This window comes from Haloferula chungangensis (assembly GCF_042664875.1).
Lineage (GTDB): Bacteria > Verrucomicrobiota > Verrucomicrobiia > Verrucomicrobiales > Akkermansiaceae > Haloferula > Haloferula chungangensis.
The window spans coordinates 46,841-62,711 of sequence record NZ_JBHTBS010000004.1; the positions used below are offsets into that span (position 1 = coordinate 46,841).

16 protein-coding genes are annotated in these 15,871 nt (G+C 59.1%); 5 read left to right on the plus strand and 11 right to left on the minus strand.

Translation table 11 applies throughout. The features are described 5' to 3' along the window. Positions 1–2 precede the first annotated feature (2 nt). On the minus strand, positions 3–1,790 hold the full coding sequence (gene ispG / locus ACFQY0_RS09295) for a (E)-4-hydroxy-3-methylbut-2-enyl-diphosphate synthase (protein WP_379711584.1): 1,788 nt from the start codon (positions 1,788–1,790) through the stop codon (positions 3–5). A gap of 107 nt (positions 1,791–1,897) precedes the next feature. On the opposite strand from ispG, the gene ACFQY0_RS09300 reads away from it, so the two are divergent. Then, the gene (locus tag ACFQY0_RS09300) at positions 1,898–2,812 is read left to right on the plus strand and encodes a hypothetical protein (protein WP_379711586.1); all 915 of its coding nucleotides are present in this window, start codon (positions 1,898–1,900) and stop codon (positions 2,810–2,812) included. A gap of 52 nt (positions 2,813–2,864) precedes the next feature. On the opposite strand, the gene atpC is transcribed toward ACFQY0_RS09300, so the two are convergent. The 9 genes from atpC to ACFQY0_RS09345 form a co-directional block, all read right to left on the minus strand. Then, positions 2,865–3,278 carry an ATP synthase F1 subunit epsilon gene (gene atpC / locus ACFQY0_RS09305; protein ID WP_379711588.1) on the minus strand — a complete coding sequence of 138 codons (414 nt, stop codon included), beginning with the start codon at positions 3,276–3,278 and terminating at the stop codon, positions 2,865–2,867. Positions 3,279–3,320: 42 nt separating this feature from the next. Next, positions 3,321–4,784 carry a F0F1 ATP synthase subunit beta gene (gene atpD, locus ACFQY0_RS09310; protein ID WP_379711590.1) on the minus strand — a complete coding sequence of 488 codons (1,464 nt, stop codon included), beginning with the start codon at positions 4,782–4,784 and terminating at the stop codon, positions 3,321–3,323. Positions 4,785–4,839: 55 nt separating this feature from the next. Continuing rightward, positions 4,840–5,736, minus strand: a complete 897-nt coding sequence (atpG, locus tag ACFQY0_RS09315; protein WP_379711591.1) for an ATP synthase F1 subunit gamma — start codon at positions 5,734–5,736, stop codon at positions 4,840–4,842. Positions 5,737–5,839: 103 nt separating this feature from the next. Continuing rightward, positions 5,840–7,381 (minus strand): F0F1 ATP synthase subunit alpha, encoded by a 1,542-nt coding sequence (gene atpA / locus ACFQY0_RS09320; protein ID WP_379711592.1) that lies wholly within the window; start codon positions 7,379–7,381, stop codon positions 5,840–5,842. Between the two features lie 39 nt (positions 7,382–7,420). Further along, complete coding sequence (locus tag ACFQY0_RS09325; RefSeq protein ID WP_379711594.1) at positions 7,421–7,813, minus strand: F0F1 ATP synthase subunit delta; 393 nt, start codon at positions 7,811–7,813, stop codon at positions 7,421–7,423. A gap of 33 nt (positions 7,814–7,846) precedes the next feature. Next, entirely contained in the window at positions 7,847–8,410 is a 564-nt protein-coding gene (locus ACFQY0_RS09330; RefSeq protein ID WP_379711596.1) for a F0F1 ATP synthase subunit B family protein, read from the minus strand. Between the two features lie 87 nt (positions 8,411–8,497). After that, a complete protein-coding gene (locus tag ACFQY0_RS09335; protein ID WP_379711597.1) occupies positions 8,498–8,710 on the minus strand; it encodes an ATP synthase F0 subunit C in 213 nt (70 codons plus the stop codon). A 66-nt stretch (positions 8,711–8,776) separates the two neighbouring features. Next, the gene (gene atpB / locus ACFQY0_RS09340) at positions 8,777–9,676 is read right to left on the minus strand and encodes a F0F1 ATP synthase subunit A (protein WP_379711598.1); all 900 of its coding nucleotides are present in this window, start codon (positions 9,674–9,676) and stop codon (positions 8,777–8,779) included. Between the two features lie 167 nt (positions 9,677–9,843). After that, a complete protein-coding gene (locus tag ACFQY0_RS09345; protein ID WP_379711600.1) occupies positions 9,844–11,241 on the minus strand; it encodes a YiiX/YebB-like N1pC/P60 family cysteine hydrolase in 1,398 nt (465 codons plus the stop codon). A gap of 142 nt (positions 11,242–11,383) precedes the next feature. Here ACFQY0_RS09345 and ACFQY0_RS09350 point away from each other — a divergent pair, with 142 nt between their 5' ends. The 4 genes from ACFQY0_RS09350 (at position 11,384) to ACFQY0_RS09365 (ending at position 15,093) form a co-directional block, all read left to right on the plus strand. After that, entirely contained in the window at positions 11,384–11,662 is a 279-nt protein-coding gene (locus tag ACFQY0_RS09350) for an HU family DNA-binding protein (RefSeq protein WP_379711602.1), read from the plus strand. A gap of 169 nt (positions 11,663–11,831) precedes the next feature. Continuing rightward, positions 11,832–12,515 carry a hypothetical protein gene (locus ACFQY0_RS09355; RefSeq protein ID WP_379711603.1) on the plus strand — a complete coding sequence of 228 codons (684 nt, stop codon included), beginning with the start codon at positions 11,832–11,834 and terminating at the stop codon, positions 12,513–12,515. 15 nt (positions 12,516–12,530) lie between these two features. After that, on the plus strand, positions 12,531–13,922 hold the full coding sequence (locus ACFQY0_RS09360; RefSeq protein ID WP_379711605.1) for a permuted SH3 domain-containing protein: 1,392 nt from the start codon (positions 12,531–12,533) through the stop codon (positions 13,920–13,922). A gap of 1 nt (position 13,923) precedes the next feature. Next, positions 13,924–15,093, plus strand: a complete 1,170-nt coding sequence (locus tag ACFQY0_RS09365; protein WP_379711606.1) for a prenyltransferase/squalene oxidase repeat-containing protein — start codon at positions 13,924–13,926, stop codon at positions 15,091–15,093. Positions 15,094–15,132: 39 nt separating this feature from the next. Here ACFQY0_RS09365 and ACFQY0_RS09370 read toward each other — a convergent pair whose 3' ends face one another. Continuing rightward, complete coding sequence (locus tag ACFQY0_RS09370; RefSeq protein WP_379711608.1) at positions 15,133–15,588, minus strand: hypothetical protein; 456 nt, start codon at positions 15,586–15,588, stop codon at positions 15,133–15,135. Positions 15,589–15,871 lie beyond the last annotated feature (283 nt).

A 15,871-nucleotide genomic window follows, 5' to 3' on the forward strand; every position in this document is an offset into this window, starting at 1 on the left:
GTTCAGACTTCAGCGGGTTCTCCTACGGGCGCATCGATCCACTTGCCATGCTCGCGGATCAGGTCGATCAGGCGTTCGACGGCTTCGTCCTGCGGAATGTTGAACTTCACCGCCTGCTTGCCGACGTAGAGGTTGATCTTTCCCGGAGCACCTCCGACGTAACCAAAGTCGGCGTCGGCCATTTCTCCCGGACCATTGACGATGCAGCCCATCACCGCGATGCGCACTCCCTTGAGATGACCGGTGGCTTCGCGGATCTTCTGAGTGGTCGACTGAAGATTGAAAAGCGTGCGTCCGCAACTCGGGCAGGCGACGTAGTCGGTCTTGAAGATCCGCGCCCCGGCGGCCTGGAGAATGTTGTAGGAAAGTCGCAGGGACTGGCCCGGTGCGGACTCGCCCTGAACCATGATCGCATCGCCGACGCCATCGCAGATGAGTGCGCCAATGCGCCGCGCTCCAACCAGCAGCGCTTCCTGGAAATCTACCTCTCCACTGGCGGGGTCCAGGGTGTCCTTCAGCAGGATCGGGTGACGGGAATCGATCTGGAAGGCCAGCATGCGGAAAGCCGGAACCACGGGAATATCGAGACCATTCTTCACAGTAACCAAGCGGGCTTCGGTGAGTTGGTTGATTTCGGAAATAGCCGCCGGATCACGCGGGTCGACTTCGATAACGCCTGATCTCTCGAGCACGATCTCCGGCTTGAAGTCGCCCATCTTCTCGATCTTGTGGGCCACGGCATTCCACTTTTCCTGGGAAGTGAACACGCGGATCGGCTGCTCGCCACCGAGCTGGTGACCCATCGCTTCGATGGTCTCGCTACTACGTCTCTCGTAGCTGAAGGGATCGTAGGTCGGCACGAGTGAAGCCGGGGAAATTTCGTCGTCCTTGCTCTGGAAGGGGGCGGCCAGGGCCTTCGCCACGGGAATCTCATGGATCGCATCCTCTGTTAGAGAGACACGGATGGTGTCACCGATGCCATCGCCTAACAGGGAACCGATGCCAATGGCACTCTTGATGCGACCGTCTTCGCCGTCTCCGGCCTCGGTGACGCCGAGGTGGATCGGGTAGTTCCAATCCTCGCCTTCCTGATCGAGGCGGGCAACGAGCAGGCGGTAGGCCTCGATCATGACCTTCGGGTTCGAAGCCTTCATCGAGAAGACGAAGTTGTGGTAATCGTGCTCGCGCGCGAGACGGGCAAACTCGAGCGCGCTTTCACACATGCCGAGCGGCGTGTCGCCGTAGCGGTTCATGATGCGGTCGGAGAGCGATCCGTGATTGGTGCCGATGCGCATTGCCCGGCCTAGCTCCTTGCAGAGCTGCACAAGTGGCACGAACTGCTCGCGAATGCGCTCAAGCTCGTCAGCATACTGGTCGTCGGTGTACTCGCGGACTTCGAACTTCTTTTTGTCGACGTAATTGCCGGGGTTCACGCGGACTTTCTCCACCCATTTGGCAGCTTCGAGGGCGGCATCCGGTTTGAAATGGATGTCGGCGACCAGTGGCACATGGCAGCCGGCGGCGCGGACCTCGCGGGCGATGTTTTCCAGGTTCGCGGCGTAGATTTTCGTCTGGGCGGTGATGCGCACGATTTCACAACCAGCCTCCGCCAGCGCGAGGACCTCCTTGACGCAGGCTGGGGTGTCGCGGGTGTCGGAAGTGATCATCGACTGGATTCGAATCGGGTTTGATCCGCCGATTCCGACGTCTCCGACCATGACCTCACGGGTCTGGCGTCGCGTGTAGGCAAGCAGGTCAGGGCAGTATCGCAGCAGTGCGTGGTCGGTCATCTGCCGATGAGATACACGAAATTCTCCAAACCGGCAACGGCTCGATGTGCGGATGAATTTCCCGTTTCGTCATGCCGAAGATGGGGTAGGCTCCGGGAATCCAGACCATGAAACGACTGCTTCCTCTGCTCACTGCCTGCTTTCTCCCGTCGACCCACGCGGAGGAGCTGAAAGGGGAGAAGTCGGTGGATTTCATCCGCGTGACCGAGGAGGGCCATGCCACCCGGCTCGAGACAGCCGTCACGCGGTTTGAGAAAAATGGCGTGAGCGTCGAGCTGATCGGAGCCATCCACCTGGCCGATGCCAGCTATTTCAAAGCGCTGGAGAAGCGATTTGAGCGTTACGTCGCGCTGCTTTACGAAGGCATCGGGCAGGCCGTGCCAAAACCCTTCAGATATGATCACCCCGACGGGTTTGATGAGGACGAGAGCGAATTTGATCAGGGAGAAATCGATGATTTGCCACTGGAGGATGACGATCAGTCCAAAGCCCTCGATGGTCTCGGACGAATCTATCAGAAGGCGGCCAGGTGGTTGGATCTCCGCTATCAGATGAGCGAGATCGACTACACCAGGCCGAACTTCGTTCATGCGGACCTGACGCAGGCCGAGTTCCGCGAGCTTCAGGCCGAGCGTGGCGAATCGATCATTGGTTTTGCTTTCAAAACGGGGTTCCGGTCAAAGGTGAAGGTCAGGGAACCGACGACTTACGGACTGATCAAGGCCCTGGTGAAGCGGGACAAGCGCTTGCTCAAACTTCAGCTCGTGCATTCGCTCGGCGCAGGAGATGACCAGATCGCCGCGCTGGCCGGCGAGAATGTGATCGTGACCGACCGCAACCAGAAGTGCCTCGCCGTGCTCAATGAGCAGATTGCGGCCGGAAAAGAGGAGCTCGGAATCTTCTACGGCGCCGCCCATTTCCCGGACATGCAAGAGCGGCTGTTAGAAGATGGCTGGGTGAAGTCAGGGGAAGAGTGGATGACGGCGTGGGATCTGGAGGAGCGACGCGCTCGGCGCCCATAAAAAAACCCGCGATCCCTTTCGGGAACGCGGGTTGGAAAGTTAGTGAGGAAGATTAACGCTTGTTACGGCGCTTCAGTGTCAGCTGAGCCATCGACTTGGCGATCACTGCCTGGAGGTGGGCCACCTCATCGGCATCGCGGTTGTTGCCCAAATTCTTCAGCTGCGTTTCGGCACGCTGCATGGCTTCTTCCACTTTCGATTCGTCGATCTGGTCTTCACCAAGCGCGAGGTCGGTGAGGATGTTGACCTTTTCCTGAGTGACTTCCGCGAAACCACTGCCGATGGCGAGGCTTACGATCTGGCCGTCCTTTTCATAACGCAGCTCCCCGGGAGCAAGCGCCGTGACTAGGGCAACGTGACCACCGAGGACACCCAGTTCTCCATCAGCACCAGGAAGGTAGACGTTGCCAACGGTGTCCGAGAAGATCTGCTTCTCGGGAGTGACGATTGCGAGATGGAGTGACATGGGAAATGCTGAAACTCAAAAAACTGATACGCTGAAAACCGATCAATCGCGGGAAACGCTGTCGATCCCGGACCTCATGTAGAAGTTACCTTCCGGAACGTCGTCCCACTTGCCGTCGAGAATCTCACCGAAGCCCTTGACGGTGTCTTCCATCGAAACGAGCGCGCCCGGAACGTTGGTGAAGATTTCCGCCACGAAGAACGGCTGGGTGAGGAAACGCTGAAGCTTACGAGCACGGAACACGGTGAGCTTGTCCTCATCGGAAAGCTCGTCCATGCCGAGAATGGCGATGATGTCCTGAAGATCCTTGTAGCGCTGAAGCACCATCTGCACGCCACGGGCGACGCGGTAGTGTTCTTCGCCGACGACTTCCGGGGCAAGTGCCTTCGAGGTCGACGCAAGGGGGTCAACCGCTGGGAAGAGAGCCTGCTCAGCGAGCGAACGCTCGAGCACCACCGTCGCGTCAAGGTGAGCGAAGGTGTTGGCGGGAGCGGGGTCGGTAAGGTCATCCGCAGGCACGTAAACGGCCTGAATCGAGGTGATCGATCCCTTGTTGGTCGAGGTGATCCGCTCCTGGAGGGAGGCCATTTCTTCGGAAAGCGTCGGCTGGTAACCCACCGCGGATGGCGTCCGACCGAGAAGTGCGGACACCTCGGAACCGGCCTGCGAGAAACGGAAGATGTTGTCGACGAAGAGAAGCACGTCCTGGCCTTCTTCATCACGGAAGTATTCGGCCATGGTCAGCGCGGAGAGCGCGACCCGAAGACGGGCGCCCGGAGGCTCGTTCATCTGGCCGTAGCAAAGGGCGACCTTTGATCCTTCGGCGAGAACGGGGTTGCCTTTCTCATCGAGCTTCGGATGGCCCTTCTCGTCCTTTTCAGTGGCGATAACGCCGGACTCGATCATTTCCCAGTAGAGGTCGTTACCTTCACGGGTCCGCTCACCCACACCGGCGAACACGGAGAAACCACCGTGGGCGAGTGCGATGTTGTTGATGAGCTCCATGATGACCACGGTCTTACCAACACCCGCACCACCGAAGAGACCACCCTTACCACCTTTGACGAGTGGGCAGATCAGGTCGATGACCTTGATCCCGGTCGGAAGGATTTCCTCACTTGCCGACTGGTCGGTAAGCAAAGGAGCTGGACGGTGAATCGGCGAACGATGGTTGTCGTCGGCGATCGGCACGTTTTCGTCGACGAGATCTCCCGTAACATTGAAGATACGGCCGAGAACCTGCTTGCCGACGGGCACAGCGATGGGCTTGCCGGTGTCGGTCAGTTGGAGACCACGCTTCAAACCGTCCGATGTGGACATCGAAACGGCACGCACCCATCCGTCGCCGAGGTGCTGCTGCACTTCGAGCACGAGCTTGGTGTCGACACCGTTCAGGTTATAGGTGACTTCGAGGGCGTTATAAATCTCGGGAAGCTTGTCAGCTTTCGAGAAGTCGGCGTCGATCACGGCGCCGATGACCTGGACGATGGTTCCTTGGTTATTCATCGGAGAGAGTTGCTAGTGGTCAGTGTTCGGTTTTCAGGTCTTGAAAAAGGGCGGATCACTCCATGGCCTTCATGGCCGTCGTGATTTCGAGGAGTTCGGAGGTAATGGCTGCCTGACGAAGCTTGTTGTATTCAAGGGTGAGTTCCTTGATGAACTTCTTGGCGTTGTCGGTAGCGGCCTTCATGGCGACCATCCGTGCGGAGTGCTCGGAGGCGCGGCTTTCAACCAAGGTCTGATAGACCTGGAAGTTGACGTAAAGGGGAAGAAGGGTGTCGAGCACGTCTTCAGCGCTGGGCTCGAAGAGGTAATCCTTGGCAAGCGCGGCGGCGTGATCCGTCTCCTTGACCTGATCCTTCGAGATCCCTTCGTAGTCCAGTTTCTCGCCGAGCGAATTGGCATCGATCGGGAGCAGCTGGAGAATCGTCGGTTCCTGAGTCAGGGTCGAAACGAAATTGGTGAAGGCGATACTGACCTTGTCGTATTTCCCTTCGAGGAAGAGCTGGGTCAGAAGCTTGGCCACCGGACGGGCTTCGCCAAAAGGAACGGGGTCCTTCACTTCGAAGTCGGCCACCATTTCGCGGCCGGACTTGCCGAGTTGCACGCGGAGCTTGCGGCCCACGGTAACGATGTCGGCTTGCGGCTTGTCCGCGCGGATCTTCTTACCAAGGTTGGTATTGAGCGCACCGCAAAGTCCCTTGTCGGTGGAGACGACGAGCAGGAGCTCCTTGCCGCCTTCTTCGCGCTTCTCGAGAAGCGGGTGAGCCTCTTCGTCGACGTTCTCCTTAAGGTTGACGAGCACCTGGTTGAGCAGGTCGGCGTAGTCCCGACCGGCAACCGCCTGGTCTTGCGCCTTCTTCATCTTGGCGGCAGCGACAAGCTGCATCGCCCGCGTGATTTGGGCGGTGTTCTTGACCGACTTGATGCGTCGGCGGATGTCGCGGAGGTTAGCCATGCTGTCGCTAAGTGATTAGGAAATTGGGAGATTGGGAGACGAGGATCATTGAGGTCGAGAAACGGGCTGTTCCCCAATGATCCGATTTCAAAGGTCGGATATCTTACTTCCAGGAGGACTTGAAGTCAGTGATCGCCTGTTTCACGATATCGACCATTTCGGTGTTCTTCTTGAGGTCCGGCTTTTCGTTACGGATCTTGTCGAGGAGGTCGGTCTTGCGGGTTTCGAAGAACTCACCCATCGCAAGTTGGAAAGGCTTCACCTGGTCGATGGCGATATCATCGAAGAAACCGTTCTGCATGGCGAAGAGGTAGATACACTCGAGCTCCATGGAGATCGGCGAGTACTGGTTCTGCTTGAAGAGTTCCACGATCCGCGCACCACGATCGAGCTTGGCCTTGGTGCCGGCATCGAGGTCCGAACCGAACTGGGCGAATGCCTGAAGTTCGCGGAACTGGGCGAGGTCGAGCTTGGTCGTTCCAGCGACGGATTTGATCGTCTTGGTCTGCGCGGCGGATCCCACACGGGAGACCGAGAGACCGACGGAAATCGCCGGGCGGACACCCTGGTAGAAGAGGTCGGTTTCGAGGTAGATCTGACCGTCGGTGATGGAAATCACGTTGGTTGGAATGTAGGCCGAAACGTCGCCGGCCTGCGTTTCAATGATCGGCAGCGCGGTAAGCGATCCACCACCGGCTTGCTCGGAGAGACGTGCGGAACGCTCAAGGAGGCGGGAGTGGAGGTAGAAGACGTCACCCGGATAAGCTTCACGTCCGGAAGGGCGCTTGAGAATCAGGGACACCTGGCGGTAAGCCACGGCGTGCTTGGAAAGGTCATCGAAGACGATGAGGCACTCTTCGCCCTGATCCATGAGATACTCGGCGATGGCGCAACCAGCGTAGGGTGCAAGGAACTGCATCGCCGCCGAGTCCGAAGCGGAAGCGGAGACGATCGTCGTGTATTCCATGGCGCCGGCTTCCTCGAGGGTCTTCTCAATACGAGCGACGTTCGAGAGCTTCTGGCCGATGGCGACGTAGATGCAGTAGAGCGGCTTGTGGTTCTGGAGCTTGCCCTGCTCGGCGGCCTTGTTCTGCTTGGCCTGGGAAATGATGGTGTCGACGGCGATCGTCGTCTTACCGGTCGCACGGTCACCAATGATGAGCTCACGCTGACCACGGCCGATTGGAATCATCGCATCGATCGACATGATGCCTGTCTGCACGGGAACCGAAACGGATTTCCGCTTAATGATGCCTGGAGCGATCTTCTCCATCGGGTAGCGAGCCGCAGCTTCGATCGGGCCTTTGCCATCGATCGGGTCGCCGATGGCGTTGACCACGCGGCCGAGAACGTTGCGTCCGACGGGAATCGAGAGAAGCGTGCCGGTCGCCTGACACTCAGTGCCTTCGGTCACCTTGGCGTAGTCGCCGAGAAGCACGACACCGACTTCACCTTCCTCAAGGTTCATCGCGAGACCAGTCACTCCCTCAGGGAAGCTGATCATTTCGTTGAGTGCGACGTCGGAAAGGCCTTCGACCTTGGCGACACCGTCACCCACTTCGCGGACGATGCCGACGTTGGTTTTTTCCACCGAAGTGGCGACGTTGGAGATCTCCTTTTCGAGTTCCTGAAGGATGGTGCTCATATCAGTGACGAGTGGTGCTTGATCGGTTGATCGGTGGGATTAAAAGGCTTGGGTGAGGCGGTCGAGACGGCCTTTGACGGATCCATCGAAGACGTCGTTGCCGACGCGCACTTTGAGTCCGCCGAGAAGTTCGGGGTTCACGCGGAATTCGTAGGTCAGGTCGCTGCCGTATTTGGTAGCAAGTCCCGCCGACACCCGCTCGCGTGAGGCGGTGTCGAGATCAGTGGCGCTTTCGACCACCACGTGACGGCGCTCGAGTTCGAGGCGCACGAGGCGTTTCAGCGCGGAAAGGATGCCGCGATAGTCACGCGGCTTGTCGGCAGCCACCTTGCGGATGCACTTGAGAAGATTCGCTTCGTCGAGCTTACCATCGGTCTGGCACATGCGGAAAATCCGGCGTGCGGTGGCGTTGGCGACTTTTGAGATCTTCATGGTGGGTCAGCGGGCTGGAAAAATGAGGTGGAGTTATCCTTCGACCTTGGCGAGCGCTTCCTGGTTGATGCGGCTCTGGTCGTCTGCCGTCAGCACCTTGCCGGTGACTTGGGCGGTCGTAGCGGTCACCAGGCGGCCAAACTCCTGCTTGAGCTCGGCGGCGATCTGGGCGCGCTCGGCTTTCGCGGCGGCTTCAGCCTTGGCGAGGATGCCTTGGGCGGTGGAGATCGCTTCCTGTGCTTTCGCTTCGGAGAGCGCAGCGGCGCTTTCCTTGGCTTCCGTGATCAGGCGCTGAGCTTCTTCGTTGGCCTTGGCGATCGCAGCGGCGGTGGTCGCTTCGGACTCGGCAAGCTGGCGCTCGATGCGCTTGAGCTTTTCTTCCCCTTCGGAAATGCGGTTCTTGCGCTGTTCAAGCATTCCCTGGATCGGACCAAAGGCGAATTTCTTGAGAAGGGCGGCAACGATCAGGAAGGAAATGCACTGGCTGATGAAGTACGGCCAGTCGATCTTGAACGCGCGGAAGATTTCACCTGCCACACCGCCATCACCTTCAACGGGTGGAGGAGTAACGGCCAAAAGATCGAGAATCGGGCTCATCGGACGAGAAAGTGGGTAAGGGAGAAATCTGGGAAAAAGAAGAAAGGGGTGGCGCGGGAATCGTTCGGATCCCCGCGCCGATAAGACTTACTTGGCGAGGAAGATCGCGAAGAACACGATACCTTCGATAAGCGCTGCAAGAATGATCGAAAGGGTCAGGATGTTACCAGCAGCACCTGGGTTGCGGCCGGTAGCTTCAGCAGCCTTCGAACCGAGGAGACCGATGCCGACAGCGGCGCCGATGGCTGCGAATGCAACGTGGAAGTTACCGGTAAGTTCGGCAAGGATAGGAGTAATCATGATGTCTTGTTTTGTTTGGTTCGCCGTCCCCCACAGTCTTTGCCATGGTCAGAACGGGAGATTGGTTCAGTGAGCGTGCTCCTCGTCGTCGTGATCACCGTGATCACAGATCAGCTTGAGGAAGACGGATGTCAGGAGCATGAAGACGAGCGCCTGGATCAGGCCCACGAGCAGCTCGAGGAAGTAGAAGGGAATGGGTGGCAGCCAGGCGAGCCACTTGTTGTCGCCGACCACGAACATCATGTTCTCAAGGATGTTCTCACCGGCGAAGACGTTACCGTAGAGACGGAAGGAAAGGGCGACCGGGCGGAAGAGGATCGAAACCACTTCAAGCACACCAACGAAGAGGAAGACGACCAGCATGAACACCGCCATGACGCCGCTGAACTTTCCTTTCGGAGCGAAGATGTGGGCGAGGAAACCTTTGAGACCGTTTTCGGAGATCGCCCAGTAGAACCAGAGGATCGCGAAGGTGAACGCCATCGCGGCAGTCATGTTGAGGTCGGCATTGCCACCACGAAGAAGCGGGCGGAAGCGGTCGTGGGGATCGACGCCGGATCCGGTGAGTTCCCAACCGACGGTGCCAACGCCCGGGATCAGGCCGGCCCAGTTGCTGAAAAGGATCAGAATGAAGATCGTGCCGAAGAACCAGAACGTGCGGTGAACGAGGTGCTTGCCGAGAATGCCTTCAAGGAAGTTGTAGAGGCTTTCCACGAGCCACTCGACGAAGTTCTGAAGACCGCTCGGGATGAGCTTGAGATTCTTCGTTGCGGCCTGGGCCATGAAGATGAGGAAGCCGGCGACGATCCAGACCATCAGCATCGAGTTCGTCACAATGAAGGGTCCGATATGGAACAACTCTTCAGCGTGAGCGGGAAGGTGATCGTGACCGTTCGACGCGGCGAGGGCGGGCGCGAGGCTGCCAAGCCATGCGAGGAGGATGAGAAGAATCGGGCGAAGTGACATGCCAGAGGCGCTGAGGTGGCCAGCGCGCGGGGCGTTTAGCAGATGGAATTGTAATGGCGCAAGGGCTATTTGTGAAATTTTTCACAAGCTCGGCAATCCTTTGGTTTTCTTAGCATTAGGATGGGCGCTTCAAAGCCGCGAAATCCCCGGATTTTACGCGTATTCTCTTACAATCCCGAGCGCGAGTGATGAAGGGCGAGCTCGGCCTTGAGACCCTTGAGAATTCCAGCCGTTCCCACGTTGCAACTGGCCACGACTTCAAAACCCTGTTCAAGCGCTTGGTGGATCAGCTCCTCCGCCGGCAGCGCCATGCGGCCTCCAACTTCCCGCAGCGAAAACTCCAGCGGACCGCAGTGATGATAGGCACGGTAGACCAATTCCGTGCAGGCGATGCAGTCGGAGCAGCGGAAGTCGAAGACGAAATCGTAGAGTTTCCCACAATGGCCCATCGCGCGAGTCAGCGCCTCCATGATCTCCGCGGCGTCCAAAGCCGGACGAAGAATCATGAAGGCATCGACCGCCAGAGTCTCCTCGGCCTGACGCAAACGGACCCCGTCCTTTTTCGACTCCAGAAAGCGCACCGGGTCCGCGCTCTGGGACTGGTGGGGTGGGGGAAAGACCAGCCCCATTTCCGCCCGCTCCGCCTCGCTTCCCAAATAGAGCGCCACGTGCGGCCAGAAGCCAGGAAGGAAGAGATTGCTCATGGCATCATCATGCCGGGTGACAAAGACGTCGCCCGGTCTGGCCAAGGTGAGCGCGGCTTCCCGCAGCTCCGAGCTCACCCGCTTCGGCGCATTCGGCGCTTTGACACCCGGCTGCTTCAGGTCGGCGATGAGGCTGCCTGAAATGCGGAAAAGCTCAAATACGGTCGACTTCCATGCGGAATGGTGCCTCCTCCGAAAGGAAAACCAGCGGTAACGCAGCCTTTCCAACCAAAGCTGACCGAGACGCAGATCAAGCGCGACAACCTCGCTGTCGATCATCCTGATCAGCTCTCCCAGCAGCGGATCTGATCGAAGTGGCTCAAAGGCAGCGGCTTGCGACTGGTAGAATCGGACCGCGTACTGGAAATGGAGCTTCCGCGAGGTCTTCGTGGCCGAGCGATAAAGTCTCGCGAAGGTTTTGCGGGGCACCCCATGGCGCGCATCGGCCTCATCGAGCTTTTTTCTGAGGGGCCGACAGCTCGACGCGAGCTCGATCCAGCCCCTCGATCCGCGCACCAGCTGGCATGTCGAGGCCAGCGCCACGACAAAGGCCGGCAATCGCCGCTGCCAATCCGAATCCCGGCCACCCGCCATCGACTCCATGGCGGCCAGTGTCGTCAGAAGCACACTCCGGCTTGCCAAGAAACGCGAGTAGCGGACGCGGATCGCATCGTCCTCGTCCGGCAGGAAATAGCCCCGATCCCCTGATTTTCCGAGGATCTCCGCGATTTCAATCGGCGCGTCGAAGATCTCGGAATGGGTCGCCCCCAGCACCGCTCTGGCGGCACGCTGGATTCTCGGATCGGCCGCATCGAGCGACGTGCCCGGAGTGGGGTCGGGAGTTTGAAGGACGGAATCCATCGTCATGGAGTCGGTCAGGAACCGCTCGTTCAGAAAGGCCGCATTAGCCGGATTTTCCCTGCTACGCAAAGGAATTCCGGGCCTCTCACGACTTTATTTTAACTTGCCAAAATTTCGTGTGGATCGCATTTAGGGGGTCGCCATGAATAAAGCTGAACTTGTTGAAGCCGTCCAGAGTGCCATGGGTAAAGACGCGACCAAGCGCGCTGCCGAAGACGCACTCACCGCCGTTCTTGATTCCATCGTTGCTGGAATCAAGGGCCCCGATCAAAAAGTCCAGATCATCGGATTTGGCACCTTTGAAGTGAAAAACCGTGCGGCTCGCATGGGTCGCAACCCGAAAACGGGTCAAGCGATGGAGATCGCTGCATCCAAATCGGTGGGCTTTAAAGCATCCGCCGCACTCAAGGGATCCCTGTAAGCATCCTCCGCCGGCTCCACAGAGGAGACCGCATCGAAGCTTCTTTAAAAAAACCAATTGAAGAACCCCGACCACCAGGCCGGGGTTTTTCGCGTCCGGAAAGCGTGAGTGGGTTCAGTGGACATCTCCCCGGATATCTACTAAGTCGTCCCGCGCCCTGCAAGAAAGCATGAAGCCCATCATCACCATCGCCGAAACCACCTTGCCCGACGGCACCGTCCTCGCTCTTCAGGAACACGACGGCCGTCGCTTCCTACTCTCCGACAAGGTCCAGATCGCAAGCCCCGCGACACGGGTGAGCGAACGGGAGCTCGCTCGCATCGCCTGCGCCCCGTTCCGCCCGATCCGCCAACCGCGCGTCATGGTCGTCGGTCTCGCCCTCGGTGAGCTGCTGGAAGGTCTCGCCGAAGCCGTTCCACAGAAACGCGCCACTTTCTACGTCGGCGAAGCGAGCGAGCAACTTGCCGAGTGGCACCGCGAGTTTTATCCCGACGGAACCTTCGCCACCGACAAGCGCGTGTTCCACGTCAAGGGCTGCGACACCGCGGCGCTCAACTCGCTCGATGCTCCGCTGCACGGCATTCTCATCCATGCCGACACCGCTCCAGTCCTGGCAAAGGGCCGCGGACTCTACGAAGATCGGCGCTGGCTGTCCGTGGCCTACGATTCCCTGGCCGAAGGAGGACTGCTCGCCGTGGCCTCATCGCGGCGGGTGCCGAAAATGGATCGAAATCTTGAGAATGCTGGATTCGAAATTGCTTACCATCAAATCGAGGCGAATCCCCATGCCAGACGTCCAAAACTCCATCACCTCTGGCTCGGCCGCAAAGGCGAGTACGTCGGCCATCAATAACTCCCTCCGAATTCCATGACCATTCGTTTGCTTCCCCTCGTCCTCACGGTGCCGCTGTTCGCCGGAGAAGTCGCCGTCGAACGCGCTCCCTTTCGCATCGAACACCGCTTCACCGCCACCGCGATCCCGGCCAAGCCGGCACTCATTTCGCTCAAGCCCGAAACCTGGAACGACTTCACCATCGAAAAAATCGCCGATCATGGCCGCAACGTGAAGAAGGGCGAGGTGCTGATCTCCTTCGAACGCGAAGCGTACGAGCAGAAGCTTGAAGACCTCAGCCTCAGCCTCGCGAAGAAGCAGCTCGCGCTCGCGACCGCAGAACTCGACTTTGCCAAGCTCAAGGCGGAAACCGAGCTCAAGCTCGAGGCCGCACGACGCAGCAAAGCTCAGGCCGACGATGACCTGAAGTACTACAAGGAGATCGCCCAACCGGCGGAACTCGCCGAACTCGAACATTCCGCCAAACAGTACCAGTTCCGCCTCGATGCCGAGAAAGAGGAACTCTCCCAACTCAAGCAGATGTACGAAGCGGACGATCTGACGGAGGCCACCGAAGAGATCATCCTCCAGCGTCAGCTCGTCTCGATCGAAGCCGCTGAATTCGATCTCGCCAAAGCCCTGCGGCGCAACGAGCACACCAGGAAGAGCACCATGCCACGCAAGCTCCAGACCCTCGAAGACAGCGCCGCGAGCGCCAGCATCGCCCTGGAGAAGGCCGAGGCGAATCTGCCGCGCGCCCTCAAGACCGCCGAACTCGACTTGAACGGCACGAAGACCGCCCTTGAACGCCAGCAGCTCGAATTCAATCGACTCAAGAAGGATGCCGCGCTGTTAGAAATCAAGGCACCGGTCGATGGCATCTTCTTCCACGGCTCACTCGAAGATGGCCAGTGGTCGCTTGGCGATCTCGCCAAGGCACTTGTCGAGAGCGGCAAGGTTCCTAGCAATCAGGTGATCGCCAGCATTTCCCCAGCCGGTGCCTCGCTGCCGCTATCCGCCCGTGTCGATCCGGATCTCGGTCGGGTCCTGGCCGACGACTCCACCGTCTCCGTCAACATCGCCGGACGCGAGGATCTCAAGCTCTCCGGCAAAGTCTCCAATCCCCCGGGTGTTCCCGGTCCCGATGGCAGGAATCCGATTACGGTCAACGTCGAGTGGCCCGAGGATTTCACCCTCCGGCCGGCCGCCAGCGCCACATGCATCGCTGTGGTCTATGAAAAGAAGGACGCCATCTCAGTCCCCGCCAATGCCCTCCAGGTAACGGCCGATGGAAACTGGAACGTCGCGCTCAAAATGGCGGAAGGGAAAACCCAGCGCCGTACCGTCGAGCGCGGACGCGCCAGCAAGGACCGCGTCGAGATCCTCGGCGGCCTCGAAGCCGGACAGGTCATCGTCGTACCGGACTGACATGCGCCTCGCCCTCATCGCCGTCCTGATCATGTCGCCGCTTCTCGCTCAGGAGAAGCCGGAGGCCGAAGTAAATCCAGAGACACTCGCCGAATCCATGCGGCGAGGCGTGGATTTCCTCGTCGCCGATCAGAATCCAAACGGCTCCTGGGGTGGCCCTACTCGGACCAAGCGACTCAACATCTACGCGCCGATCCCCGGCGCCCATCACGCCTTCCGCGCCGGTGCTTCAGGGCTCGCACTTGCCGGCCTGATTGACAGCGGCGACACCCGCCCTGAAACCATCGCTTCGATCGAAAAAGGGGCTGCATGGATGAAGGAAAACCTGCCGTTGCTGCGCCGCGCCGACCAGACCACCACCTACAACGCCTGGGGCCACGCCTACGGCCTGCGCGCTCTGACACGCCTCTACAAGCGCGAGTCCGATGCCACGGCCAAGGCCGGGTGGAAGACCCTAGCCGAACAGCAAGTCGAGCTGTTAGGCCGCTATGAGGACATCAATGGCGGCTGGGGATACCTCGACGTCTTTGATGGATTCACGAGCAAACGGCCGACCGGCATCACCACGTCATTTACGACGGCTACCGTACTTCTTGCCATGGCAGAAGCGCGCGAGGTGATGGGCATCGAGCTCAGCGATAAAACCGTGACGAGCTCCCTGGCCAGCATCGAGCGCCAGCGAACACCGGATTTTTCCTACGTCTACTCGCACGACCACCGCATGCATCCCCGCGTGCCGATCAACCGCCCCGCCGGATCGCTGGCCCGCAGCCAGGCCTGCAACGCCGCACTGAAGAGCTTCGGTGAAGAGAAAGTCACCACGGAAGTCATCGAGACCTGGGCCGACCGATTCATCGAGCGCGAAGGCTTCCTCAGCATCGGTCGCAAGCGTCCCGTCCCGCACGAAACGCACTTCCAGATCTCCGGCTACTTCTACTACTACGGCATCTACTACTTTACCGAGTCTGTTAGATTCCTGCCCGAAGCTCGCCAGGCCGTCCACGCCCGCAAGCTCGCCGAAGTGATCCTATTTCGTCAGGAAAAGGACGGCTCCTGGTGGGACTACCCGCTCTACGACTACCATCAGCCCTACGGCACCGGCTACTCGCTCATGGCCCTCGCCTGGTGCAAGCCGCTGATCGCGAATCCCGGTGAACCTTCGGATCGATGAACCCCTCTGGTGCTCTATCGCAGGAGGGATCGGCAGCCGTCATTCTTTCAGATCGGAGCGATCACCGGATGGCACCTTGGAATGTTTCTTTTCTTCCCCGTGGATATAATGGGGATCCGTTGCCCATGGTGTGCCTGCGAGATCGGAGTTGCCAGAAACTCCGGGCTGGGATTCAGGATACCCGACAGGCCGCCGCAAGAGCGCTCGGATAAGGCCTGCCAGGCCCCCAACGATTAGTGACCAGATCAGAGCGAGTAGAAAGGTGGGTACGCCTGTCGAGCCGGAACCACTGATCTCAAGGATCATCGGTGGCGAGATGATGGATAACACTCCCGTCAGCAAAGAATGAAACCACCCGGTCCCTGTGGTGAAACTGGCCATTCCGCTCGCGAATAATAAAAACGACAGTCCGATCGTGAGAGCGATGTGGCAACAAAAGATGCCTACAGCCCAGCTCACCGAGAAGTTCTGGCTACCTGCAGTTGGATTTTTCATTTTATCGTCGATTCAGTTTGGACAGCGCTTGCCCGGTGACGCCCTCGCGAGCCCGAAGTGGGACACTTCCCCACGGGGCACCACGATGAACGCGCGAGTAGAGCAACGCTTTTCTTGGTTTATGATTTCATCATGCATGTTTTATAGCCTGATGCAATGATGGATCGTAGGGTCGTCCATCACCGTTCCAGAAATGGCGACGATCGGGAGTAACCCCACGACACGAAATCCGCGAAATATTCAATTGCCTGAAGGCAAATTCGGATCATTGAATTGGCCCCGG

What these genes read in the sequence shown, in the direction of transcription:
- ACFQY0_RS09345 (WP_379711600.1), bottom strand. Translation starts at nt 11,241, where the DNA reads ATGGATTCCGTCCTTCAAACTCCCGACCCCACTCCGGGCACGTCGCTC.
- ACFQY0_RS09360 (WP_379711605.1), top strand. Translation starts at nt 12,531, where the DNA reads ATGACCATTCGTTTGCTTCCCCTCGTCCTCACGGTGCCGCTGTTCGCC.
- ACFQY0_RS09355 (WP_379711603.1), top strand. Translation starts at nt 11,832, where the DNA reads ATGAAGCCCATCATCACCATCGCCGAAACCACCTTGCCCGACGGCACC.
- ACFQY0_RS09300 (WP_379711586.1), top strand. Translation starts at nt 1,898, where the DNA reads ATGAAACGACTGCTTCCTCTGCTCACTGCCTGCTTTCTCCCGTCGACC.
- ACFQY0_RS09330 (WP_379711596.1), bottom strand. Translation starts at nt 8,410, where the DNA reads ATGAGCCCGATTCTCGATCTTTTGGCCGTTACTCCTCCACCCGTTGAA.
- ACFQY0_RS09365 (WP_379711606.1), top strand. Translation starts at nt 13,924, where the DNA reads ATGCGCCTCGCCCTCATCGCCGTCCTGATCATGTCGCCGCTTCTCGCT.
- ACFQY0_RS09335 (WP_379711597.1), bottom strand. Translation starts at nt 8,710, where the DNA reads ATGATTACTCCTATCCTTGCCGAACTTACCGGTAACTTCCACGTTGCA.
- ACFQY0_RS09370 (WP_379711608.1), bottom strand. Translation starts at nt 15,588, where the DNA reads ATGAAAAATCCAACTGCAGGTAGCCAGAACTTCTCGGTGAGCTGGGCT.
- atpG (WP_379711591.1), bottom strand. Translation starts at nt 5,736, where the DNA reads ATGGCTAACCTCCGCGACATCCGCCGACGCATCAAGTCGGTCAAGAAC.
- atpB (WP_379711598.1), bottom strand. Translation starts at nt 9,676, where the DNA reads ATGTCACTTCGCCCGATTCTTCTCATCCTCCTCGCATGGCTTGGCAGC.
- atpC (WP_379711588.1), bottom strand. Translation starts at nt 3,278, where the DNA reads ATGTCACTCCATCTCGCAATCGTCACTCCCGAGAAGCAGATCTTCTCG.
- atpD (WP_379711590.1), bottom strand. Translation starts at nt 4,784, where the DNA reads ATGAATAACCAAGGAACCATCGTCCAGGTCATCGGCGCCGTGATCGAC.
- ACFQY0_RS09350 (WP_379711602.1), top strand. Translation starts at nt 11,384, where the DNA reads ATGAATAAAGCTGAACTTGTTGAAGCCGTCCAGAGTGCCATGGGTAAA.
- ispG (WP_379711584.1), bottom strand. Translation starts at nt 1,790, where the DNA reads ATGACCGACCACGCACTGCTGCGATACTGCCCTGACCTGCTTGCCTAC.
- ACFQY0_RS09325 (WP_379711594.1), bottom strand. Translation starts at nt 7,813, where the DNA reads ATGAAGATCTCAAAAGTCGCCAACGCCACCGCACGCCGGATTTTCCGC.
- atpA (WP_379711592.1), bottom strand. Translation starts at nt 7,381, where the DNA reads ATGAGCACCATCCTTCAGGAACTCGAAAAGGAGATCTCCAACGTCGCC.